The following is a 21962-nucleotide window of genomic DNA, read 5'->3' on the forward strand; positions in this document are numbered from 1 at the left end:
CCTCACAGCCCCGGGGTGAACGGGGCCCCGGCCGGCTGGCGGAGCGGGGTCATCAGATAGGGCCGGACGCTCTTGACGAGCATCGCCATCTCGTAGCCGAGCACGGCGGCGTCCGCCTCGCGTCCGGCGAGGACGGCAAGACAGGTGCCGGAGCCGGCCGTGGAGACGAACAGCAGGGTGGAGTCGAGTTCGACGACCACCTGCCGGACGTCGCCGTTGTCCCCGAAGCGGGCCCCGGCGCTGCGGCCCAGGGAGTACAGGCCGGCGGCCAGGGCGGCCATGTGGTCGGCGCTGTCGGGGTCCATGCCGTGGACGGATTTCACCAGTCCGTCGGCGGAGAGAAGCACCGCGCTGCGCGTGTAGGGCACGCGCTGGACCAGTCCGCTCAGCAGCCAGTCCAGGTCCGAGACCTGACCGGACGCCATGTCGCTCGCCATCGTGTCTACTCCTTGAAGGTCGTGTCTTTACGGGGTTCCGGCACGGTGTGGCCCGGCAGGAAGGGGTCGTGCCCGGTCTGCGGGCGTCCGGGGGACGTGGGCGCTCCGGCGGCTCCTCGTACGGGGAGGGGGCGAGGGTCTCCAGGGGGGCGTCGAGCGCGGTGGGCGCGGCCGGGTCGCCGTAGCCGGTGGTGGTCTCCTCCTCCTGCGCGTTCTGCGCCTCGGCGAGGTCGACGCCGCGCCGGAAGGCGGCCATGAGGCCCGGGTCGTGCAGGGCGTGTTCGTCCTCGACCCGGGGGGCGGGCGCTTCGCGGAGCTGCGGAACGATGTGTTCCTGGTTGGAGCGCTTCGGCAGCTCGGGGCGGGCGGCGGGCGGTACGGGCCGGTCGACCCGCTGGGGGGTGAAGGGGGCCGGGGCGGGCCGGTCGGGGGCGGTTGCGGGGGGCGCGGTCCGGTCGGGTGTCGGTCGCGCGGACCCGTCGGGGGTGGCTGCCGGTGTCGCGGTCCGGTCGGGGGTGGTCGCGGGCGGTACGGGCTGGTCGGCCCGCTCGGCGCGGAGGGGCAGGGGCGGGGCCTCGCCGCGCGGTGCCGACGGGCGGCTCTCCGGTGCGGCGTGGGCGTGCGAACCCGGGGCCTGGGCGTCGCGCGGATGACCGGGGGGCGGCTGGGCTGCGGGGGCGGCGGCCTGCGGTGGTGCGCCCTGGACCTGCGGGGGCGCGGGCGGGGCCGGGGTCCCGTCGTCCGCGGGCGGCCGGTGCACGGCTCCGGGGGGCGGTACGGGGACGGTGCCCGGGGCGGCCGGGGTCTCGGGGTCGGCCCCGAGGAGGGTCTGCGGCAGGACCAGGACCGCCTGGGTGCCGCCGTAGATGTTGCTCTGCAGGCGGACGGCGATGCCGTGGCGGCGGGCCAGGGCCGAGACGACGAAGAGACCGATCCGGCCGTCCTGGAGCAGATGGGCGACGTTGACCCGGTCGGGGTCGGAGAGGAGCGCGTTCATCCGGTTCTGCTCGTGATCGGGCATCCCGAGGCCTCGGTCCTCCACCTCCAGCGCGATTCCGGCGGTGACGCGCTGGACGCGGAGCAGGACCTGGGTGTGCGGGGCGGAGAACACCGTGGCGTTCTCGACCAGTTCGGCCAGCAGGTGGATCACGTCGGCGACGGCGTGGCCGCGCAGGGTGCCGTCCATCGGCGGGACGAGCTTGACCCGGGGGTACTGCTCGACCTCCGCGATGGTCGAGCGCAGCACCTCGGTCATGGTGACCGGGTTGCTCCACTGGCGCCGGGAGACGGCCCCGCCGAGGACGGCGAGGTTCTCCGCGTGGCGGCGGATGCGGGTGGCGAGGTGGTCAACGTGGAAGAGGCCCTTGAGCAGGTCGGGGTCCTCGACCTCGTGCTCGAGCTCGTCCAGGATCTGGATCTCGCGGTGGACCAGGGACTGGAGCCGGCGGGCGAGGTTGACGAAGACCTCGACCTTCTGTTCGTTGCCCGCCGAGCTGAAGAGCTGGGAGGCCTGGACGACGGCGGTGACCGCGGCGTCCTGGGCCCGGCCCATCTCCTGGGCGAGCAGGTCGAAGGCGTCGCCGTCGGCGGTGGCGGGCGGGGGCGCGGGCCGCCGTGGTCCGACGGGCTCCCCGGCCCGGAGCTGCTCGACCACCCGCTGGATCTCGGCCTGGCCCTGGGCGCTGGTGCGGCGGAGCGTCAGCGCCCGGTCGAGCACGGCACCGGCCACCCGGTGGGCGCCGAGGTAGGCGGCGGCCACGGCGGCGACGGCCAGGGCGGCCGATCCGCCGAGCGCGGCCCAGAGGCTCGGGGACGGGTCGACGGCGCCGTCGCGGATGGTGAAGATGACGGCTGCCGCGCCGCTGAGCAGGGCGGCGACGGTGGGGAGCAGTGCGGTCCGCAGCAACTGTGGGCGTATGCGGGACTCGGCGGAGGGCTGTGCGGCGCGCGGCCTGCTGGTGGCCGAGTGGGCGCGAGCGCCGGGGCGGCCGTGCCGCCCGCCCTCACGGCGGTCCGGTCGCGCGGCGGGTGCGCGAAGTTGAGACATCAGCGTCCTCGGTACAGGGGGCACCGGAAATCGGCGTTCCCGGCGCCCCTGTCGGCGTTCATACGGCGTTCATGCGGTGGCACCCACGGTGGTGGTTCCCGTTCGGACCGGCGGTCGGCCGGCCCGGGGTACAGGAGCCCCCCGTTGATCACCGAGCACACACGGTAGTCGCCAGCAACCTGTGTGCGACGGGCAGTTGGAGAACTTGCCCGCCATCCGTCCCGCTCTGGTATGAGCCCTCGCACGGGCGCCCGATTACGCCGGATTGACACCGGTGCGCCCACCCGGCCGATCCACCGAGGGGGACCACCTGAAGGATGATCGGACCGGTGCGGCTACCATATGAGCGCCGCCTAGCTCGAAAGATAAACACGTGACTGTCAATGACGACTCGTTCACCAACTGGATGCACCGCGAGGAGATCGCGGAGTCGATGATCCCGATCATCGGGAAGCTGCACCGTGAGCAGGACGTGAATGTCCTGCTGCACAGCCGCTCCCTGGTGAACAAGTCGGTGGTCAGCATCCTCAAGACCCACCGCTTCGCCCGGCAGATCGCCGGTGAGGAGCTGTCCGTCACCGAGACGATGCCGTTCCTCAAGGCGCTGACGACGCTGGATCTCGGCCCCTCCCAGATCGACATCGGCATGCTGGCCGCGACCTACCGGGCCGACGACCGCGGCCTGTCGGTCGAGGAGTTCACCGCCGAGGCCGTCGCGGGGGCGACCGGCGCCAACAAGATCGAGCGCCGCGACTCCCGGGACGTCGTCCTCTACGGCTTCGGCCGCATCGGCCGCCTCATCGCCCGGCTCCTCATCGAGAAGGCCGGTTCCGGCAACGGACTGCGGCTGCGCGCCATCGTCGTACGCAAGGGCTCCGGCCAGGACATCGTCAAGCGCGCCTCACTGCTGCGGCGCGACTCGATCCACGGCCAGTTCTCCGGCACGATCACCGTCGACGAGGCGAACAGCAAGATCGTCGCCAACGGCAACGAGATCAAGGTGATCTACTCGGACGACCCGACGACGGTGGACTACACCGAGTACGGGATCAAGGACGCGATCCTGATCGACAACACCGGCCGGTGGCGGGACCGTGAGGGGCTCTCGAAGCACCTGCGCCCCGGCATCGCCAAGGTGGTCCTGACCGCTCCGGGCAAGGGCGACGTCCCCAACATCGTCCACGGGGTCAACCACGACACGATCAAGGACGACGAGCAGATCCTCTCCTGCGCGTCCTGCACCACCAACGCGATCGTCCCGCCGCTCAAGGCGATGGCGGACGAGTACGGCGTGCTGCGCGGCCACGTGGAGACCGTCCACTCGTACACCAACGACCAGAACCTGCTGGACAACTACCACAGCTCCGACCGCCGTGGCCGTTCGGCGGCGCTCAACATGGTCATCACCGAGACCGGTGCAGCCTCCGCCGTGGCCAAGGCGCTGCCCGAGCTGGACGCGCCGATCACCGGCAGCTCCATCCGCGTCCCGGTGCCGGACGTCTCGATCGCGATCCTGAGCCTGCGCCTGGGCCGTGAGGCGAGCCGCGAGGAGGTCCTCGACTACCTCCGCAACGTGTCGCTGGCCTCCCCGCTGAAGCGCCAGATCGACTTCATCAGCGCCCCCGACGCGGTCTCCAGCGACTTCATCGGCTCGCGCCACGCCTCGATCGTCGACGCGGGCGCCACCAAGGTCGACGGCGACAACGCGATCCTCTACCTCTGGTACGACAACGAGTTCGGCTACTCGTGCCAGGTCATCCGGGTCGTCCAGCACGTCTCCGGCGTGGAGTACCCGACGTACCCGGCCCCGGCGGCCTGACCCCGTACGCCGTCCTCTCGCGAGGAGGACGGCGGCATTGCCGCGGCACGGCCTCGCGGGCCGGCACCCCTTCCGTCCGGGGTGCCGGCCCGCTCGTGTCCGGCCGTGTGCGGTCGACCGTTGCGGGACGGCGTGGGGAACCGGGGCGGATGCGCGCCCCGGCCCCGGCGATCACCGCTCCCCGGCCACGTCCAGATCCCGGCGTGCCACCGGGGCGGCACCGCCCGGGACCGTCTCCGCTGTCGCCGTACGCCAGCGGGGCGGCGCCATCGGGGCGGAGACGGGGCGCCACCACGGGTCCACCGGAAGGGCTCCGGCCGGCTCGAAGGGTTCGCCCGGCCGGGGGAACGCCGCCGCCTGCTCGGCCTCCTCGGCGGCATCCTTCGTCCACTCCGCGGGCTCGGCCCAGGCGTGCGGGGCGAGGTTGAAGGTGCCCCAGTGGATCGGCAGGAGCACCCCGTGCGGGCGTCCACCCTGGAGGTCCAGGTGGGCGCGCATCCCCTCGGCGGGGGTCATGTGGATGTCCGGCCAGTACTCCGAATAGGCGCCGATCTGGATCATCGTGGCGTCGAAGGGGCCGTGCTCGGCGCCGATGTCCCGGAAGCCGGGGAAGTAGCCCGTATCGCCGCTGTGGTAGATGCGGTGCTCCGGGCCCCTGACGGACCAGGAGGCCCACAGGGTGTGCTGGTTGTTCCGCAGGCCACGGCCGCAGAAGTGGCGCGCGGGGGTGGCGGTGAGGCTGATCCCGTTGACCTTCGCGGTCTCGTTCCAGTCGAGTTCGCGCAGCCGGTCCGGAGCCACTCCCCAGCGCTCCAGATGGGCGCCGACCCCGAGCGGCACGGCGAAGACGGTACCGGTGCCCGCCAGGGCGCGGATCGTCGGCAGGTCGAGGTGGTCGTAGTGATCGTGGGAGATCACCACCACGTCGACGTCACCGAGCGTGGTGAGCGGCACGGGCACCGGGTGCAGCCGCTTGGGCCCCACGAACGGGAACGGGGAACACCGCTCGCCCCAGACCGGGTCGAACAGCACCCGGCGGCCGTCGATCTCCGCGAGGACGCTGGAGTGGCCCATCCAGGTCAGCCTCAGCCCGGTGGCGGGCGGTGCGGCCAGATCCGCGAGAGTGGTGGCATGGACCGGCACGGTGCCGGCCGGCGCCCTGCGGACCCGCTGCTCCTTCTGGAAGTAGACCTTCGCGAACTCCAGCGTGGAGCCCGACGGCCTGGTCCGGGCGCCCAGCGGGTTCTGGAACACCCCGTCGGCGAAGTTCGGCGAGTTCAGGATGCGCTGCAGCCGCGCTCCCGCGGGATCGGCCCCGAAGGGCTCGGAGCGCATCGAACGCAGCTTCGTACGGAAGGGGACAAAGTAGTCGGCGCCGGTCACAACATCTCCAGGGGGAGTCGGTGTCGTCTCATTATCGTCGGACTGTCCGACGGGGCGAGAAGAGAACCGTGAACGGAGCAGCGACCGGGTGACCCGCTCAGCCACGCGGCTGTCCGTACACATGCTCGATGCGCAGCGTGAGCACCACCCTTCGGTCCTCGACCATGGCGCGCCGGTAGTCCTCCCAGTCCGGGTGCTCGCCCCGCACGTCGCGGTAGAGCGCGATCAGGGCCTCCACCGTGGCGTCGTCCCGCTCGGCGGCGGGCGGGGTCAGCTCGGCGGTGCCCTCCGCGACGGTCCAGGCCCAGCGGTCGTCGCTGGTGACGTGGTAGCTCGCGCGGGGGTCGCGCCGCAGGTTGCGGGTCTTCGCCCGGCCCTCGGTGACCGACACCCGGATCGCCCGCTCGTCGGGGTAGTAGGCGTGGCTCACGTTGGACAGCTGGGGCCGCCCGTCCCGCTTGAGAGTGACCAGCACTCCCCCGTCCTGCTCACCGATGAGCGGGAGCAGCGCTTCCTGTGCCGGTTCGAATGACGTCATGAACGGTCCAACGTGCCTGCCACCGCCAGGATTCCGGCCCGGCCGCTTCCGCGGGGGGTGTCACATCCGGGCGGCGCCGTCGCGTCATCCCGGTGACGGCATGATCTCCGGTGACCGGCAGTGACCGGGACATTGACTAGGGTGGTCGGGTGGCTAGAGTCCGGTTGAACGTGGCGGAGCGGCGCGAGGAGCTGCTGCGGGCGACGGTCGAGCAGATCGAGATCCGCGGGGCCTCCTCCGTGCGCATCGCCGATGTGGCGTCCGCGCTGGGGGTGAGCAACGCGCTGGTGCTCTACCACTTCTCGACCAAGGAGAAGCTGGTCGCCGCCGCCTTCGCGTACGCGGCCGAGGCCGACCTCGCCCATCTGCGGAAGCTGCTGGCCCGCCGCACCACCGCCGTACGCCGTCTCCGCTCAGCCGTGCGCTGGTATGCGCCGACCGGGCAGGCCAAGGGGTGGCGGCTCTGGATCGAGGGGTGGGCCGCCTCGCTGCGGGAGCCCGCCCTGCGTGAGGTGGCGGGCGACCTCGACCGGCGGTGGAAGACGGAGCTGGCCGAGGTCATCGAGGAGGGCGCCGCCGCCGGCGAGTTCCGGTGCGCGGACCCGGAGTCGGCGGCCTGGCGGCTGACCGCCCTGCTGGACGGTCTGGCCGTGCAGATGACCTCGTACGAGGGTCCGCTCCCCCGGGCCACGATGCTGCGCTGGACCGACGAGGCGCTCGCCCGCGAGCTGGGCATCGACGAGTCCGCGCTGACCGCCTGACGCCCGCGTCCGGTGGTCCGCCGGACCTTCCGCCAGGCCTGAGGCGCCCGGTCCGCCGGAGCCGACGCACCCGCCGGGCCCGGCACCCGTCCGCCGGGCCCGAGGCATCCGGCCCGCCGGAGCCGAGGCGCCCCACCGGCCCACCCGGCCCCATCCAGGCCCCACCGGCCCGCCCGCACGCCCAGGCATGTGGCCGGCCCGCCCCGGCGCCTCGGCTGCCTGCCCCTCTCTCCCGGCGCCTCGCCCGCGCGCCCTCCATCACCTCAGGTCTGGCGGACCGGGGCGTAGGCCGCGCCCTCCAGCCCGAACGTCCAGGCGACCCCGTCCTTGGCGGTCCGCGTCCCGGGCGGCACCCGCAGCCAGTACGTACGGTGGGTGCCGTCCGGCTCCGGGGTGGAGTTGACCATCTCGACCATCACCACGTCCTCGTCCCCGTCGAGGGCGATGCGCCAGAGGATGCCCGTCTCGTCGCGGTGGACGGGCTCGGCGCCGGACTCCGTGAGATAGCGGTCGTAGCCGTAGTACTCCAGCATCACGCGGCGCAGCTCCGCGTTCTCCTCCTCGCGGATGCGCTGCGGGGTGAGCGAGGCCAGCTCCGCCAGGAACGCGGCGGGCACCGGCATCCCCCGCCAGGCGTACAGGGCGAACCCGTCCCGGTAGGCGAGGGCCGGTCCTTCCCCGTGGTCGAGCCTCCCCGCCTCGTCGCGGTGCAGGACCTCCGGCCGCTCGCTGATCACCACGGCCCGCTCGTAGGGCCACCACCAGCCGGCGTTCCGGGCGACCTCGGCCAGACCGGTCAGCCGGTCGCCGCGCCCGTCGAAGGCCGCGAGCCAGGCGGCGTCGTGCTGGCCGAGCACCGCGTCGAGCAGCACCAGCCGCACGGCGCCCTCCTCCGTGGGCCGGGGCGCCAGATCGGCGACGACCCCGGCCCGTATCCGCTCGGCGAGCGCGGCCGTGGTCTCCCAGAGCTGGGCCCCGGTCGCGGACCAGAGGGCGGACCAGCCCGCCGGACCCAGCTCGTCGTACATCCGGCGGCGCTCCTCGGCCCACGGCCGGGTGCGGACCTCCTCGCGCACCGACCGTCCGGCGTCGGTGAGCTTCTCCACGGCCTCGACGGCCGCCCGGGGCGACTCGGCCCAGACGATCCGCTCGGGCTCGGCCAGTCCCGCCAGGCGGTAGGCGGACCGCACGCCCTCCTCGGCGGCCGCCCGGTCCGCCGCGCCGGTCGCCGCCGCCACGTCCCGCCAGGAATTCACGTGCTGCATCGGTTGTCCCCGTCCCCAGTTCGCTGTGTGCTCGTCGTACTCGGATGTCGTGCTCGGTTTGTCGTACTCTGTTCGTGTGCGGCGGTCGCGCCCGGTCGTCGTGCCCGGTCCGTCGCCGGTGTCGTCCGTACGGGCGTCAGTCCGCGACGATGCGGATCGCGCCCGGCGCGTACTCCCGCTGGCGCACCACCCGGAACCAGCCCTGCGGCAGCGCGATCGTGGCGTGCTCCTCGTGCACCACCCGGCCGCCCTCCGGGAGATGGAGCAGCATCGGGCCGAACGGCCCCGCCTCCCGGATCAGCCGGCCGGGCCCCTGCACGGCGTGGGCGTGCCCCGTCACCTCGCCCAGCGCGAGCACCAGCCGCCCCCGCCCGTCGCGCAGTTCGCCCGACGCCTTGAGGAAGGGGGCGGGCACCGCCGACTCCTCCACCGCCATGATCAGTACATCGCCCTGCCGGTACACAGAAGTCTCCCCTCAGTCGCGGCACCCGCTGTGCCGGCCACGGGAAAAACGCTACGGGCAGGGTCTGACAACGGGCCCTCGCAGCAGGCTCGGAGCGGTCCGCCGGCCGGTCCTCAGCGGTCCCGGTCGCGGCATTGTCAGTGCGGCTTGATAAACCTTGCGGACATCAGCAGTCCCCAGGATCAGGAGCTCAGGGCCATGTACGGTGCGCAGCATCTGCACGAGTTCGGCGGCCTCCCCGCCGTCGACTTCCAGCACACGGGCGCCGGGGGCTCCCGGCCCGCCGCCGACGCCGCCGCCTGGCGCGTCTCCGTCGAACCGTACGGCGACGACGACCGGGACCGGCCGTGGGCGGACGAGTTCGCGGACTTCCTGGGCGCGGTCGACCCGGCCGGGGTCAAGGCCCTGATCATCGGCCAGTGGGGCGAGGCGTACGAGGAGAACTCCTCGGTCCCGATCGACCTGGTGATCGCCGCCGCCGACCGGCTGACCTCGCTGGAGGCGGTGTTCGTCGGGGACCTGGAGGCGGAACAGGCCGAGATCACCTGGATCGAGCAGTCGGACGTCACGGCTCTGCTGACCGCCTTCCCCGGGCTGACCGAGTTCGGGGTGCGGGGCGGCACCGACCTGGTGTTCCCGCCGGTCAAGCACGAGCGGTTGCGGTCGCTGACGATCCAGGCGGGCGGCCTGCCCGCGCAGGTGGTCCGAGGGGTGATCGACAGCGAACTGCCCGCGCTGGAGCAGCTGGACCTGTGGCTCGGCGTGTCGGCGTACGGCGGTGACACCGAGGTCACGGACCTGGCGCCGCTGCTGTCGGGCACCCGCTTCCCGCGCCTGCACCACCTGGGGCTGCGCAACAGCGAGGTGCAGAACGAGATCGCGGCGGCCGTGGCCTCGGCGCCGGTCGTCGCGCAGCTCCGGACGCTCGACCTGTCGAACGGGACGCTGGGCGACGAGGGCGCGGCCGCGCTCCTGGAGGGGCAGCCGCTCACCCATCTCGAGGTGCTCGACCTGCACCACCACTTCCTCACCGAGGCGATGGAGCAGCGGGTCCGCGCGTCGCTGGAGCCGCACGGGGTGCGCGTCGACCTGTCCGAGCGGAACGAGCCGTGGGGCAACCGCGGCGTCGAGGGCCGCTACACCGCCGTATCGGAGTAAGACATGACGACCTGCATCGGCATTCGCCACCCCGGGCACTTCCACGGTCTGCCGGTCCACACCCCGGCGGCCTCCGTCCCCCTGCCCGCCGCCGACACGGTGGCCTGGCGGCTGGAGTGCGACTACGGGGAGGAGACGGACTTCACCGACCTGTGGCAGCAGTTCCTGGACACCGTGGACACCACCCAGGTCAGGGCGCTCCTCATCGGCCCCTGGTGGCGTGAGGACTACACGCCCTTCGCCCCGGTCCGGGACCTGCTCGTCACGCACGCCGACCGCTTCCCGGCCCTGCGCGGTCTCTTCCTCGCCGATGTGGTGGGCGAGGAGTGCGAGGTGTCCTGGCTGCAGATGTGCGACGTCACGCCGGTGCTCGAAGCGTTTCCGCTGCTGGAGGAGTTCACCGTACGCGGCTGCGGCCAGGAGGGGCTGGCGCTGCGGCCGGTCCGTCAGGCGGCGCTGAGGACGCTGCGCTTCGAGTCCGGCGGGCTCCCCGGTGACCTGGTGCGGGCCGTCGCCGCGAGCGAACTGCCCGCGCTGGAGCGGCTGGACCTCTGGTTCGGCAGCTCGTGGTACGGAGCCGACGCCACGGTCGAGGACATCGGACCGGTCCTGGCGGGCGGCACCTTCCCCCGGCTGCGCCACCTGGGCCTGCAGAACAGCGAACTCCAGGACGAGATCGCGGCGGCCGTGGCCTCGGCGCCCGTCGTCGCCCAGCTGGAGACTCTCGCCCTGTCCATGGGCACCCTCAGCGACACGGGCGGGGAGGCGCTGCTGAACGGGCAGCCGCTGAACCACCTCACCACGCTCGACCTGCGCCACCACTACCTCACCGGCCCGGTGCTCGACCGGCTCAGGAAGGCCTGTGCCCCGGCCGTGGTCGAGGCCGACGAGGCGGAGGAGGACTACTGGGACGAGGACGACGACGGGGAGCCGGAGCGCTATGTCGCCGTCAGCGAGTAGCCCGAGGGCGAACGCCCCCGGGGCAAGCGGCCCCAGGACAGACGTCAACGGAGCGGGCGCCCCCGGGAGTGCGGCCGCCCCGCGCTTCGCCGTGGTCGGCAATCCGGAGAACCGCCGGGTCGCCTTCTTCGAGGAGGCCGTGCGGGCCGCCGGGCTGCCCCCGGCCCGGGTGGTCCCCTGGCTCCAGGTGCTGGGCGGCGGGGCGGTGTTCGAGCCGGGCGAGACCGTACGGATCGACTCGCCCGGTGAGAACGCGGCGGTGGAGCGGCTGCTGCGCGGGGTCGACGACCCGACCCGGGTGGAGGGGTCGGCCCGGTGGTACGCCGCGTTCCGCACGGCGGTGGGCGAGGTGGCGCGGGCCGCCTCGGCCGCCGGTGCCGGGACGCTCACCTCCTCCGGTGACCTCGCCGCGCTCTTCGACAAGCGGCTCTGCCACGCCCGCCTGGAGGCGGCGGGGGTGGCCGTGCCCGCCTCGCCCACCTCCGGGCCGCGCGGTGCGGAGGTGCGGAGCTGGTCCGACGTACGGGCGCTGATGCGGGAGCACCGGATGCCCCGGGCGTTCGTGAAGCTCGCGCACGGCTCCTCCGCCTCGGGGGTGCTGGCGGTCGAGACCGCGGGCCCCGGCCGGGTCCGGGCCAGCACCTCGGTGGAGCGGGACGGCGAGGGGCGGCTCTTCAACTCGCTGCGGGTGCGCCGGTACACCACGGAGCGGGAGGTGGGCGCCCTCGTGGACGCACTCGCCCCGGACGGGCTCCACATCGAGCGCTGGCTGCCGAAGGCGTCCCAGCGGGGACGGGCCGCCGATCTGCGGATCGTGGTGGTGGGCGGCCGGGCGACCCACGCCGTCGTCCGCACCAGCCTCTCCCCCATGACCAACCTCCATCTCGGGGGCGCCCGCGGCGATCTCGACGAGGTCCGGGCCGCCGTGTCGGCGGTGGGCGGCTGCTGGCGCGAGGCGCTGGCGATGTGCGAGCGGGCCGCCGCCTGCTTCCCGGGGACGCTGTGCGTGGGCGTCGATCTGCTGCCCGCGGCCGGCTGGCGGCGCTTCGCCGTCGGTGAGGTCAACGCCTTCGGTGATCTGCTGCCCGGACTGACCGGTCTGCCCGGCAGCGGCGCCGAGGGGCTGGACACCTATGCGGCGCAGGTCGCCGCCGTACTGGACCGAACGAGGAACGACCATGCCGTCACGTCTCCCTGACCCCCACCGCCCCGACATGGCCGAGGTCGTGGGCAGTCACGACCTGCTGCTGGTCACCCTGGACACCCTGCGCCACGATGTCGCCGTCGAGCTGGCCGCCGCCGGGCGCATCCCCAACCTCGCTGCCCACCTCCCCGGCGGTGTGTGGGAGAAGCGGCACGCGCCGGGCAGCTTCACCTACGCCTCGCACCAGGCGATGTTCGCCGGGTTCCTGCCGACGCCCGCCGCCCCCGGCCCCCACCCTCGGCTCTTCGCGGCCCGGTTCGCGGGCAGCGAGACGACGGCGGACGGCACGTTCGTCTACGACACCCCGGACCTGGTGTCGGGGCTCGCCGCCGAGGGGTACCGCACGGTGTGCATCGGCGGGGTCGGGTTCTTCAACCGGCAGGGCGCCCTGGGGTCGGTGCTGCCCGGGATGTTCCAGGAGAGCCACTGGGAGCCGGAGTTCGGGGTCGCCTGCCCGACCTCGTTCGAGGAGCAGGTGGCCCGGGCCGAGAAGGTCGTCGCGGAGCTGCCACCGGAGCAGCGGCTCTTCCTCTTCGTCAATGTCTCCGCCCTGCACCAGCCGAACTGGTTCCACACCCCGGGCGCGACCCGCGAGGCCGGTGACTCCCGGGCCACGCACGCGGCCGCCCTGGAGTACGTCGACCGGCACATCGGCCGGCTCTTCGCCGCCGCGAGCAGCCGCCGCCGGTGCTTCGCCATCGTCTGCTCCGACCACGGCACGACGTACGGGGACGACGGCTACACCGGCCACCGGCTCGGCCACGAGGCCGTCTGGACCGTGCCGTACGCCCACTTCTTCCTGGAACCGGGGGCCTCCTGATGACCACCAGCACCGCCAAGGCGACCGACATCCCCGCCGTCAGGCCGTACGAGAGTTACGTCTACGCCTATCCGCACAAGACGGCCTACCGTCCCCTGCCGGAGCGGCCCGTGCTGCGCGAGCTGTGGGCGGCCGAGCGGAAGGACGCCCTCTCGCTCTACCTCCACATACCGTTCTGCGAGGTCCGCTGCGGCTTCTGCAACCTCTTCACCCGGATCGGCGCGCCCGAGGAGCTGACGACCCGCTATCTCGACGCCCTGGACCGGCAGGCCGTGGCCGTACGGGACGCACTCGGCGACGGAGAGCCGGTGCGGTTCGCGGCGGCGGCCTTCGGCGGCGGAACGCCGACCTTCCTGACGGCGGGCGAGCTGGAGCGGCTCTGCGACATCGCGGAGAAGCGGATGGGCGCCGATCTACGCGCGGTGCCGCTGTCGGTGGAGACCTCGCCGTCCACCGCGACCGCCGACCGGCTGGCGGTGCTGGCCGACCGGGGCACGACCCGGATCAGCATCGGGGTGCAGAGCTTCGTGGACGCCGAGGCGAAGGCGGCCGTCCGCCCGCAGCGCCGGGCCGAGGTGGAGGGTGCTCTCGGCCGGATCCGGGACGCCCGGATACCCGTGCTGAACATCGACCTGATCTACGGCATCGACGGCCAGACCGAGCGCACCTGGCTCACCTCGCTGGACGCCGCGCTGGCGTGGCGGCCGGAGGAGCTGTATCTCTACCCGCTGTACGTGCGCCCGCTGACCGGTCTGCACCGGCTCGGCGCGGGCGTGACCGGCCCGGAGGCGGAGGCCCTGGAGCAGGCCGCCTGGGACGAGCAGCGGCTGCGGCTCTACGCGGTGGGCCGCGACCATCTGCTGGCCCACGGCTACGAGCAGGTGTCGATGCGGATGTTCCGCCGCGCGGACGCGCCCCGCGAATCGGCGGACGGCCCCGAGGACTACGCCTGCCAGACCGACGGCATGATCGGACTCGGCTGCGGGGCCCGCTCCTACACCTCCGCCCTGCACTACTCCTTCGACTACGCGGTCGACATGCGGGAGATCCGTTCCATCATCGACTCCTTCACCGCCACCCAGGACTTCTCCCGGGCCGAGGTCGGGCGGTACGTCGACGAGGAAGAGGCCCGCAGGCGCCACCTCCTCCAGTCCGTCCTCCAGGCGGCCGGTCTTCCCGTGGCCGACTACCGCGCCCGCTTCGGTACGGACCCGTGGGCGGACTTCCCCGCCGAGCTGGCGGAGTTCGCGGCGCGGGGCTGGCTGGACGAGGGGGCGCCGGAGGGGCTGCTGCGGCTCTCGCCGCTGGGCCTGGCGCACTCGGACGCCCTGGGGCCCGCGCTGTTCTCGCCCGGGGTGCGGGCGGCGATGGCCGCGTACGAGCGGAAGTGAGCGGACCGTGGACCTGACCATCCTCTACCGGGGCCCGCTGGCCTCGTGCGACTACGACTGTCCGTACTGCCCGTTCGCCAAACGGCGGGACAGCCGGGCGCAGTTGACCTCCGACCGGGACGCGCTGGAGCGGTTCACGGCGTGGGCGGCGGCGCAGACCGGCGACCGGCTCTCGGTGCTGTTCACCCCGTGGGGCGAGGGTCTGGTGCGGTCCTGGTACCGGCGGGCGCTGACCGAGCTGTCGCACCTCCCGCACATAGGCCGGGTCGCCATCCAGACCAATCTGAGCGGCCGCACCGCCTGGCTCGCGGACGCCGATCCGGAGCGGATCGCGCTCTGGTGCACGTACCACCCAGGGCAGACGCCGTACGAGCGGTTCCTCGGCAAGTGCCGTGAGCTGTCGGCCCAGGGCATCCGGTTCAGCGTGGGCGTGGTGGGGTTCGAGGCCCACCTCGAAGAGGCCCAACGGCTGCGGGCGGCGCTGCCCCCGGAGGTCTACCTCTGGGTGAACGCCGCCGAGGGACGGACGTACACCGACGAGGAGGCGGCCCGGTGGACGGAGCTGGACCCGCTCTTCCCGTACAGCAGGCATCCGCACCGCTCGGCCGGGCTGCCCTGCCGGACAGGCGAGTCGGTGATCTCGGTGGACGGCGAGGGGACCGTGCGGCGCTGCCACTTCGTCAGGGCCGAGCTGGGCAACCTGTACGACGGCAGCTACCGCCGGGCGCTCGGTCCGCGGGCCTGTCCGCTCGCCGTCTGCGACTGCCACATCGGCTATGTGCACCTGGAGACGCTGCCGCTGTACGACGTGTTCGCGGGCGGTGTGCTGGAGCGGATACCGGCCGGGCCGGGCGCGGGCCCGACGCCGGACGGACCCCTGGTCCCGGGCCCGACGCGGCGTACGCTCCCTCTGCTGAACCCCTGAGCCCTTCAGAACCTGCTGTTACAGCGGCAGCAGGTCCGGGCGCTTGGCCTCGACGTGGTCGCCGGACGACTCGCCGCGCAGCCGCCGCCCGATCCACGGCACGAGGTACTCCCGCGCCCACTGGATGTTGTCGCGCCCCTCGTCGAAGGTGCTGCGCTGGGCCTGCGGGGGCCACGGCTGGTCCGGGTCGGTCGGGACGTCGTGGCCGAGGACCTGGGCGGCGCGCAGCGCGACCCGGGTGTGCCCCTCGGGCGAGAGGTGGAGCCGGTCGGCGTCCCAGGCGCGCCGGTCCTGCACCGAGCGGAGCGACCACAGGTCGAGCACCGGGCAGCGGTAGCGGTCCGCGATGGCCCGGAGGTGGACGTTGTACGTGGCGATCTTGCCGCGCATATGGCGCAGCACCGGAACGCCCCGGGTGTCGAAGCCGGTGGTGATCATGACGGTGCCGACGGCCTCGGTCAGCTCCGCGACGGCCTTCTCGTACCGATCGGCCAGGTCGTCGGGGTCGGTGCCGGGCCGGATGATGTCGTTGCCGCCCGCGCAGAAGCTGACCAGGTCGGGGGCCAGCTCCTTGGCGCGGGGGATCTGCTCCTCGACGATCTGGTCGAGGAGGCGTCCGCGTACGGCGAGATTGGCGTAGCGGAAATTCCCGTGCCGGGTCTCGTCCGGGTTCGTCGACGCGTCGGGGGCCGGGAGCCGGTCGGCGAGGAGAACCGCGAACCGGTCCGCCCAGCCGACAAAGGTGCCGTCGGGGCCGGGGTCTCCGACGCCTTCGGTGAAACTGTCCCCGATCGCCGCGTACGACCCGATGGTGTGCTGCTTCTGGGTTCTCGAATCGTCTGCCACAAGCACATATCCTGCACCGTTCAATGTGACCTACGCGACCGTAATACGGGGTTGACGGGTGGTGACATAGACCACCCGGTCAGATTTGGGTAAAGCCGGAATAAGTAGAGGGCGGTGTGCCACAGCACACCGCCCTCGATCACTTCACGCCCCGCGCGGGCCGCCCTCGGGTCAGAGGGAGACGCCGTGCTGGCGCAGGTAGGCGACCGGGTCGACGTCCGAGCCGTAGCTCGGGCCGGTGCGGACCTCGAAGTGGAGGTGCGGGCCGGTGGAGTTGCCGGTGGAGCCGGAGAGGCCGATCTGCTGGCCGCCGGTGACGGTCTGGCCGGTGGAGACGTTCAGCGAGGACTGGTGGGCGTACTGGGAGTACATGCCGTCCGCGTGGCGGATGACGACCTCGTTGCCGTACGAACCGCTCCAGCCGGCCGAGACCACGGTGCCCGGGCCGATGGCGCGGACGGGGGTGCCGGAGGCGGCGCGGAAGTCGGCGCCGGTGTGGTAGCCGCTGGACCAGCTGGAGCCGGAGGCGCGGTACTGGGTGGTGACCTGGGCGCTGTCCAGCGGGGCGGTCCAGCCGGAGCCGGTGGACTGCGAGGAGCCGGTCTGGGTGGTGGCACCGCTCTGCTTCTGCGCGGCGTCCGACTCGTCGGCCGAGATGGTGTCGCCCTTGGGAGCCTGCTCGGCCTTCTTCGGCGCGGCCTTGGGGGCGGCCTTCTTCTCGGCCTTCGGTGCGGACTTGGGCGCCGGGGCGGACTTCTTGGCCTCGGAAGGCGCGGCGGAGCCGGTCGCCTTGGCGCCGAGGGTGAGCTTCATGCCCGGGAAGATCAGGCTGGGGTTCTCGCCGACGGTGGACCGGTTGTCCTGGTACAGCTTCTGCCAGCCGCCCTTGACCTGGTGCTCGGCGGCGATCTTCGCGAGGTAGTCGCCGGAGACGACGGAGTACGTCTTCGGGGCGGTCTTCGCCTTGGCGGGCGCGGCCTGCGGGGCAGCGGTCTGCGCGGCGGCGGCCGTGGCAGCGGCGGGCTTGGTGGCGGGGGCGGCCTTCTCCGCGGCGTGGGCGCCGGTGGCGCCGATCAGCGGGAGGGCGAGTACGGCGCCGCCGGTGCCCGCGGCGAGGACGCCGCGGGTGATCGGGCCGGACTTGGGACGGCGGTGCTTACCCTTTGCGGGCATGGCGAAGTTCCTCTCCGGCGCCTGCGAGGTGAGCTGTCGGGTTCGGGCTGGAGATGCCCGGCCGCCGGATGGCGACTTCACCCCTAGCCGGTCCGGATCGCTCCGGGCCGGCGGCTTACCTGGTTCCCCCGCTCCTGCCACACGTGAGTGGGTGGGTGCGAATTCCGGGCGGCGGCAGGATTAGGCGGTCCGTCCGGATTGACGGTGACCGTAAACGAGTCAGGACGACGGGAACAAGCCGTCGGTTGCCTGCCGGAATCATCGATTCAATTCCGTTCCGGATTTCCCGTCACACTCCGTGGATTACGGATCTTGGCTTTCCGTACGGATCCCGGGAAAACGACCGGGCTCCGTCGCCACGGTCCGTCACGGATATGATCCCGCTCACCTGCGGAATCCCATCTCCCCCATTAGCGGGGCATGTTCTATGAAATGCACCAATACGGACATGCCGTCGGCGCCACTCCTGACATCCCGTCATCCGGCCCCTGATTTTCGGCCGAATCGATGTCGTATCGTCACAGGAGCGCCCTCGCCGGAGAGCCGCGCCGACGCCAGAGACTTCAGGAGCCACCGTGACGCAGCAGGTGCCGCAGGTCCCGCCGACCGAGACCGCACTGACCGGAGTCCGCAACTTCCGCGACGTGGGCGGGCTCCCCACCACGGACGGGCGGCGCACCGCCTTCGGCCGGCTCTACCGCAGCGGCCACCTGGCGCACGCCACGGCCGAGGACGCGGCCTTCCTCTCCGGGCTCGGGCTGCACACCGTCTTCGACTTCCGGAACTCCGCCGACCACCGGCTCGACGGATACGACATCGAGTTGACCGGTGTCCGTAATGTCAGCATTCCGCTCTCGGACCCGGCCGACGGAGCCGAGTTCTGGCGGCTGGTGCGCGACGGGAACATCGAGCAGCTGCGCTCGATCCTGGCCAACGGCAAGGGCACCGAGCGGATGCTCCACATGTACCGCGCGACCATCGTGGACCGCACCGCCGAGCACAGCCGCGTCCTGCACGCGCTGGCGGAGGACAGTGTTCCGGCCCTGATGCACTGCGCGGCGGGCAAGGACCGGGCGGGGCTGTCGATCGCGGTCTCGCTGCTCGCGGTCGGCGTCGAGCGCGAGGCGATCGAGGCGGACTACCTCAAGTCCAACGACCCGCACCGCCGGTACAAGGTGAAGCGCACGGACATGTCCGAGACCGGGATGTCCCCCGAGGTGATGGAGCTGCTCAACCCGCTCTTCGGGGCCCAGTCCTCCTACCTCGCGGCGGCGTTCACGGCCATCGACGAGACCTGGGGCTCGACGGACCGCTATCTGTCGGAGGGGCTGAACATCTCCCCCGCCACCCGGGAGCGGCTGCGCGAGCGCCTGCTCGACCAGGGCTGAGCGGCTACTCCGCGCCCGCCACCATGAAGAGCAGGTAGAGGAAGGCCGCGATCACGTGGCCGACCACCAGGTAGGCGATGAGGCGGATCACCAGACCGCGCGGCATCCGGCGCTCCTGCGCGTCCTTCGTGGCCCTCGGCCGCCGGGGACTCAGCGGGTCGTAGTGTTCGGAATCGGACATGACGGTCCTCTCTGCCGGCCTCGCGGCCGGTGGGTACGAAGGGTCCGGAGGTACGGAGGTCCGGAGGAGCGCGGGGACCCCGGTGGTACGCGGGGCCCCGGAGGTGCACGTGGTCAGCGCGCGTGGAGGGCGTTGCCGAGGCACAGCTCGGCCGCGGGGCTCTGGAGCAGGGAGTGGACGAAGAGCAGCTCCGCCCCGCCGCGGTCCAGGGCCGCGATCCGGTGGGGGGTGAGCGAGTCGAAGTGGGCGCTGTCGCCCGGGTCCAGGTCGTGCACCGTCTCCCCCAGTGCGACCCGCAGTCGTCCGCCGACGACGTACAGCCACTCCTCACCGGGGTGCACCCGGACCAGATCGCCCTGGGCGCCGTACGGGACACGGACCCGCAGCGCCTGCATGGCGCGGCCGGGGCTGCCGGCCCGGCGGTACATCCAGCCGTCGGCCTCGGCGCCCTCGAAGGCGCCGCCCCGGATGATCGCGTCGCGCTCGGGGGGCTTCTCGCCGAGCAGCTCGGAGACCGTCGTACCGTAGATGCGGGCCAGGCCCAGCAGCATCGGCAGCGAGGGCTGGCGGCGGCCGGTCTCCAGCCGGGAGAGGTGGGCCGGGGAGAGTCCGGCCCGCTGGGCTGCGGTCTCCAGGGTGAGGCCGCGCCCGCGGCGCAGTTCGCGCAGTCGGGGGGCGACGCCGGGAAGCTCGTCGGCCGCCCCCTCGTCCGGAGGGTTCATGGTTCCATTGGGCCAGGAACTTTCCTCCCGGGCAAATAAATTGCCCGGGAGGCAAATCCACCGGTCTCAGCGGTTGGCCACGGCCTGCTTGACCAGGGTCCGGCCGAAGTCCCACATCAGCCCGCCCCCGCTGTGGGCGTCGTCCATGACCTCGGTGAACGCCGTCACGAAGCGGTCCACCTCCGGCTCCCCGATGATCAGCGGCGGGATCAGCTTGATCACTTCCAAGTGGTCGCCGGAGACCTGGGTGAGGATGCGGTGCTTCTGGAGCAGCGGCACCACGACCATCTGGGCGAAGAGTCCCTTCCGGGCCGCCTGGAGCATGGTCCAGCGGCTGCGGAGCTTCAGCGAGGACGGGCGGCCGAACTCGATGCCGATCATCAGCCCGCGCCCCCGCACCTCGTGCAGCAGCTCGTAGCGGTCCACCAGCGCCGCCAGCCGCTCACGCAGCAGGTCCCCGGTGCGCCGGGCGCCCGCGACGATCTCCTCGTCCTCCATCACCGTGAGCACCGCGAGCCCCGCCGCCATGGCCTGGGCGTTGGAGCCGAAGCTCGCGGAGTGGACGAGGACCCGGTCCATCGAGGAGTAGACCTTGCGGAAGATCCACTCCTTGCCGAGCGTGGCGCCGACCGGGACATAGCCGCCGGAGAGCGCCTTGGCCACGCAGACGAGATCGGGCTCCACCCCCTCCTCGTGCTGGTAGGCGTAGAAGTCACCGGTCCGCCCGAGACCCGTCTGCACCTCGTCGGCGATCAGGAGCGCCTTGTGCCGGTGGAGCAGCTCCTGCGCCTCGTACAGGAAGCCCGGCGACGCGGCGTGCACGCCCTTGCCCTGGATGGGCTCGACGACCAGGGCGGCCACGTCCCCGCGCTTCAGCTCCCGGCGCAGCCCGTCCAGGTCGCCCAGGGCGATCGGGGTGTCGGGCAGCAGCGGGGCGAAGCCGTCCCGGAAGCCGCGCTCGCCGTTGACCGAGAGGGAGCCGGTGGTCAGCCCGTGGAAGGCGTGGTCGCAGTAGAGGACCCGGGGCTTCCCGGTGGCGTACCGGGCGAACTTCAGCGCGGTCTCGACCGCTTCCGTACCGCTGTTCCCGAAGAAGACCCGGTCCAGGTGCGGGCTGTGGCCGAGCAGCTTCTCCGCGAGCAGCCCGGGCAGGGGCTGGCAGTCGAAGCGGGTGAGGTCGGCGAGCTGGGCGTCGAGCACGTCGTGCAGGGCCCGGCGGACGACCGGGTGGTGCCGGCCGAGCCCCATGACGCCGAACCCGGCCAGCATGTCCAGATAGTCCCGGCCCTCGGCGTCCCAGAAGTACGCGCCCTCGGCCCGCTCGTAGACCTTGTCGAAGCCGATGGTGTGCAGCATGCGCGGCAGTTGGTGGTTGAGATGGCGCGCGTGCAGCTCGTACCGCTCGCCCCCGCGCTCCGCCAGCAGCCGCCCGAGGTCGAAGCCCTTCGGCCCGCCGTCCGTCACCGGTTGCCGCCGACGCTCTCCCGGGCCGCGCGCAGCGACTCCTTGAGCGACCCCATGGTCGCGAGGACGGCGGTGGGTTCGTAGCCGCAGTGGGCCATGCAGTTGGCGCAGCGCGGGTCCTTGCCCCGGCCGTACTTGTCCCAGTCGGTCTCCTCGATGAGCTGACGGTACGTCGGTACGTAGCCGTCACTCATCAGGTAGCAGGGGCGCTGCCAGCCGAAGAGCGAGTAGTTGGGGATGGCCCAGGCGGTGCACGGGAAGTCCGCCTTGCCCTCCAGGAAGTCCAGGAAGAGCGGCGAGTGGTTGAGCCGCCAGCGGGCCCGGTTGCCGCCGGCGAAGGCCTTCTTGAAGAGTTCGCGGGTCTGGTCGACGCCGAGGAAGTGCTCCTGGTCGGGCGCCTTCTCGTAGGCGTAGGCGGGCGAGATCATCATCTCGTCAACCTGCAGGTCGTCGTTGAGGTAGTTGAGGACCTCGATGATGGTCTGCGGGGTGTCGGTGTTGAAGAAGGTGGAGTTGGTGGTGACCCGGAAGCCGCGCCGCTTGGCCTCCTTCATCGCCTCCACCGCCTCGTCGAAGACGCCCTCCTTGGCGACCGACTCGTCGTGCCGCTCCCGCAGTCCGTCGATGTGCACGGCGAAGGCGAAGTAGGGCGAGGGGGTGAACTTGTCGAGCTTCTTCCGCATGAGCATCGCGTTGGTGCAGAGGAAGACGTATTTCTTCCGCGCGACGAGCTGGCGCACGATCTCGTCGATCTGCGGGTGCATCAGCGGCTCGCCCCCGGCGATGGAGACCATGGGGGCACCGGATTCGAGCACCGCGCCCACGGCCTGGGCGACCGGCATGCGCTGCTTCAGGACACCGGCCGGGTGCTGGATCTTCCCGCACCCCTCGCAGGCGAGGTTGCAGGCGAACAACGGCTCCAGTTCGACGATGAGCGGGAACTTCTCACGCTTGCGGAGCTTCTGTTCGAACAGATACGTCGCGACCTTGATGGACTGACGGAGCGGCATGGCCATC

General features: G+C 72.3%; 20 protein-coding genes, 1 pseudogene and 1 riboswitch. Of the genes and pseudogenes, 9 read left to right on the plus strand and 12 right to left on the minus strand.

Going from position 1 to position 21962, the window contains the following annotated elements; genetic code table 11:
* Nucleotides 1-2: 2 nt before the first annotated feature.
* Together DJ476_RS02660 and DJ476_RS02665 are read right to left on the minus strand one after the other, a co-directional pair.
* Nucleotides 3-437: a roadblock/LC7 domain-containing protein gene (locus DJ476_RS02660; protein WP_019763720.1), complete on the minus strand. Its 435-nt coding sequence runs from the start codon at nt 435-437 to the stop codon at nt 3-5.
* 5 nt (nt 438-442) lie between these two features.
* Nucleotides 443-2484, minus strand: a pseudogene (locus DJ476_RS02665) (ATP-binding protein).
* A gap of 373 nt (nt 2485-2857) precedes the next feature.
* Here DJ476_RS02665 and DJ476_RS02670 point away from each other — a divergent pair.
* Entirely contained in the window at nt 2858-4303 is a 1446-nt protein-coding gene (locus tag DJ476_RS02670; protein WP_103417249.1) for a glyceraldehyde-3-phosphate dehydrogenase, read from the plus strand.
* 171 nt (nt 4304-4474) lie between these two features.
* Here the strand turns inward: DJ476_RS02670 and DJ476_RS02675 are convergent, their stop codons facing one another.
* Both DJ476_RS02675 and DJ476_RS02680 read right to left on the minus strand, forming a co-directional pair.
* Entirely contained in the window at nt 4475-5686 is a 1212-nt protein-coding gene (locus tag DJ476_RS02675) for an MBL fold metallo-hydrolase (protein WP_103417248.1), read from the minus strand.
* Nucleotides 5687-5783: 97 nt separating this feature from the next.
* Nucleotides 5784-6224 carry a PPOX class F420-dependent oxidoreductase gene (locus tag DJ476_RS02680; RefSeq protein ID WP_019761599.1) on the minus strand — a complete coding sequence of 147 codons (441 nt, stop codon included), beginning with the start codon at nt 6222-6224 and terminating at the stop codon, nt 5784-5786.
* 164 nt (nt 6225-6388) lie between these two features.
* On the opposite strand from DJ476_RS02680, the gene DJ476_RS02685 reads away from it, so the two are divergent.
* Nucleotides 6389-6985, plus strand: coding sequence for a TetR/AcrR family transcriptional regulator (locus DJ476_RS02685; protein ID WP_318294865.1), 597 nt, complete (start codon nt 6389-6391; stop codon nt 6983-6985).
* A gap of 263 nt (nt 6986-7248) precedes the next feature.
* On the opposite strand, the gene DJ476_RS02690 is transcribed toward DJ476_RS02685, so the two are convergent.
* Together DJ476_RS02690 and DJ476_RS02695 are read right to left on the minus strand one after the other, a co-directional pair.
* Nucleotides 7249-8250: a DUF6745 domain-containing protein gene (locus DJ476_RS02690; protein ID WP_112489725.1), complete on the minus strand. Its 1002-nt coding sequence runs from the start codon at nt 8248-8250 to the stop codon at nt 7249-7251.
* Between the two features lie 136 nt (nt 8251-8386).
* A complete protein-coding gene (locus DJ476_RS02695; protein WP_103417245.1) occupies nt 8387-8713 on the minus strand; it encodes a hypothetical protein in 327 nt (108 codons plus the stop codon).
* Between the two features lie 198 nt (nt 8714-8911).
* Here DJ476_RS02695 and DJ476_RS02700 point away from each other — a divergent pair, with 198 nt between their 5' ends.
* Genes DJ476_RS02700 through DJ476_RS02725 form a run of 6 tightly spaced genes read left to right on the plus strand, consistent with a single transcriptional unit; the run spans nt 8912 to nt 15171 of the window.
* Nucleotides 8912-9871, plus strand: coding sequence for an STM4015 family protein (locus tag DJ476_RS02700; RefSeq protein WP_112489726.1), 960 nt, complete (start codon nt 8912-8914; stop codon nt 9869-9871).
* 3 nt (nt 9872-9874) lie between these two features.
* Nucleotides 9875-10831 carry an STM4015 family protein gene (locus tag DJ476_RS02705; RefSeq protein ID WP_112489727.1) on the plus strand — a complete coding sequence of 319 codons (957 nt, stop codon included), beginning with the start codon at nt 9875-9877 and terminating at the stop codon, nt 10829-10831.
* The gene (locus DJ476_RS02710; protein WP_404827452.1) at nt 10812-12029 is read left to right on the plus strand and encodes an STM4014 family protein; all 1218 of its coding nucleotides are present in this window, start codon (nt 10812-10814) and stop codon (nt 12027-12029) included. The genes DJ476_RS02705 and DJ476_RS02710 overlap by 20 nt, the downstream gene beginning before the upstream one ends.
* 16 nt (nt 12030-12045) lie before the next feature.
* The gene (locus DJ476_RS02715) at nt 12046-12855 is read left to right on the plus strand and encodes an STM4013/SEN3800 family hydrolase (RefSeq protein ID WP_112492414.1); all 810 of its coding nucleotides are present in this window, start codon (nt 12046-12048) and stop codon (nt 12853-12855) included.
* Nucleotides 12855-14246 (plus strand): STM4012 family radical SAM protein, encoded by a 1392-nt coding sequence (locus DJ476_RS02720; protein WP_112489728.1) that lies wholly within the window; start codon nt 12855-12857, stop codon nt 14244-14246. The genes DJ476_RS02715 and DJ476_RS02720 overlap by 1 nt, the downstream gene beginning before the upstream one ends.
* 7 nt (nt 14247-14253) lie before the next feature.
* Complete coding sequence (locus DJ476_RS02725; RefSeq protein ID WP_112489729.1) at nt 14254-15171, plus strand: STM4011 family radical SAM protein; 918 nt, start codon at nt 14254-14256, stop codon at nt 15169-15171.
* Between the two features lie 18 nt (nt 15172-15189).
* Here DJ476_RS02725 and DJ476_RS02730 read toward each other — a convergent pair whose 3' ends face one another.
* Together DJ476_RS02730 and DJ476_RS02735 are read right to left on the minus strand one after the other, a co-directional pair.
* Nucleotides 15190-16017, minus strand: a complete 828-nt coding sequence (locus DJ476_RS02730) for an SGNH/GDSL hydrolase family protein (RefSeq protein WP_103417239.1) — start codon at nt 16015-16017, stop codon at nt 15190-15192.
* 171 nt (nt 16018-16188) lie between these two features.
* Complete coding sequence (locus DJ476_RS02735; RefSeq protein ID WP_112489730.1) at nt 16189-17190, minus strand: LysM peptidoglycan-binding domain-containing M23 family metallopeptidase; 1002 nt, start codon at nt 17188-17190, stop codon at nt 16189-16191.
* A gap of 3 nt (nt 17191-17193) precedes the next feature.
* Nucleotides 17194-17354: riboswitch (cyclic di-AMP (ydaO/yuaA leader) on the minus strand.
* 411 nt (nt 17355-17765) lie between these two features.
* Here DJ476_RS02735 and DJ476_RS02740 point away from each other — a divergent pair.
* Nucleotides 17766-18578: a tyrosine-protein phosphatase gene (locus tag DJ476_RS02740; protein ID WP_112489731.1), complete on the plus strand. Its 813-nt coding sequence runs from the start codon at nt 17766-17768 to the stop codon at nt 18576-18578.
* Nucleotides 18579-18582: 4 nt separating this feature from the next.
* Here DJ476_RS02740 and DJ476_RS34780 read toward each other — a convergent pair whose 3' ends face one another.
* From DJ476_RS34780 to hpnH, 4 genes are all read right to left on the minus strand, one after another.
* Nucleotides 18583-18759: a DUF6126 family protein gene (locus tag DJ476_RS34780; protein WP_019761586.1), complete on the minus strand. Its 177-nt coding sequence runs from the start codon at nt 18757-18759 to the stop codon at nt 18583-18585.
* A 113-nt stretch (nt 18760-18872) separates the two neighbouring features.
* Entirely contained in the window at nt 18873-19481 is a 609-nt protein-coding gene (locus DJ476_RS02745; RefSeq protein WP_053558364.1) for a helix-turn-helix domain-containing protein, read from the minus strand.
* Between the two features lie 66 nt (nt 19482-19547).
* Nucleotides 19548-20945: an aspartate aminotransferase family protein gene (locus DJ476_RS02750; RefSeq protein ID WP_112489732.1), complete on the minus strand. Its 1398-nt coding sequence runs from the start codon at nt 20943-20945 to the stop codon at nt 19548-19550.
* Nucleotides 20942-21961, minus strand: a complete 1020-nt coding sequence (hpnH, locus tag DJ476_RS02755) for an adenosyl-hopene transferase HpnH (RefSeq protein WP_103417235.1) — start codon at nt 21959-21961, stop codon at nt 20942-20944. Before hpnH ends, DJ476_RS02750 begins: the two co-directional genes overlap by 4 nt.
* Between the last annotated feature and the right edge of the window lies 1 nt (nt 21962).

It is taken from the genome of Streptomyces bacillaris (assembly GCF_003268675.1).
Lineage (GTDB): Bacteria > Actinomycetota > Actinomycetes > Streptomycetales > Streptomycetaceae > Streptomyces > Streptomyces bacillaris.

Excerpts from the sequence above, each read along its gene's own strand:
- DJ476_RS02720 (WP_112489728.1), top strand. The coding sequence starts at position 12,855 with ATGACCACCAGCACCGCCAAGGCGACCGACATCCCCGCCGTCAGGCCG.
- hpnH (WP_103417235.1), bottom strand. The coding sequence starts at position 21,961 with ATGGCCATGCCGCTCCGTCAGTCCATCAAGGTCGCGACGTATCTGTTC.
- DJ476_RS02690 (WP_112489725.1), bottom strand. The coding sequence starts at position 8,250 with ATGCAGCACGTGAATTCCTGGCGGGACGTGGCGGCGGCGACCGGCGCG.
- DJ476_RS34780 (WP_019761586.1), bottom strand. The coding sequence starts at position 18,759 with ATGTCCGATTCCGAACACTACGACCCGCTGAGTCCCCGGCGGCCGAGG.
- DJ476_RS02715 (WP_112492414.1), top strand. The coding sequence starts at position 12,046 with ATGGCCGAGGTCGTGGGCAGTCACGACCTGCTGCTGGTCACCCTGGAC.
- DJ476_RS02735 (WP_112489730.1), bottom strand. The coding sequence starts at position 17,190 with ATGCCCGCAAAGGGTAAGCACCGCCGTCCCAAGTCCGGCCCGATCACC.
- DJ476_RS02710 (WP_404827452.1), top strand. The coding sequence starts at position 10,812 with ATGTCGCCGTCAGCGAGTAGCCCGAGGGCGAACGCCCCCGGGGCAAGC.
- DJ476_RS02705 (WP_112489727.1), top strand. The coding sequence starts at position 9,875 with ATGACGACCTGCATCGGCATTCGCCACCCCGGGCACTTCCACGGTCTG.
- DJ476_RS02660 (WP_019763720.1), bottom strand. The coding sequence starts at position 437 with ATGGCGAGCGACATGGCGTCCGGTCAGGTCTCGGACCTGGACTGGCTG.
- DJ476_RS02745 (WP_053558364.1), bottom strand. The coding sequence starts at position 19,481 with ATGAACCCTCCGGACGAGGGGGCGGCCGACGAGCTTCCCGGCGTCGCC.
- DJ476_RS02680 (WP_019761599.1), bottom strand. The coding sequence starts at position 6,224 with ATGACGTCATTCGAACCGGCACAGGAAGCGCTGCTCCCGCTCATCGGT.
- DJ476_RS02700 (WP_112489726.1), top strand. The coding sequence starts at position 8,912 with ATGTACGGTGCGCAGCATCTGCACGAGTTCGGCGGCCTCCCCGCCGTC.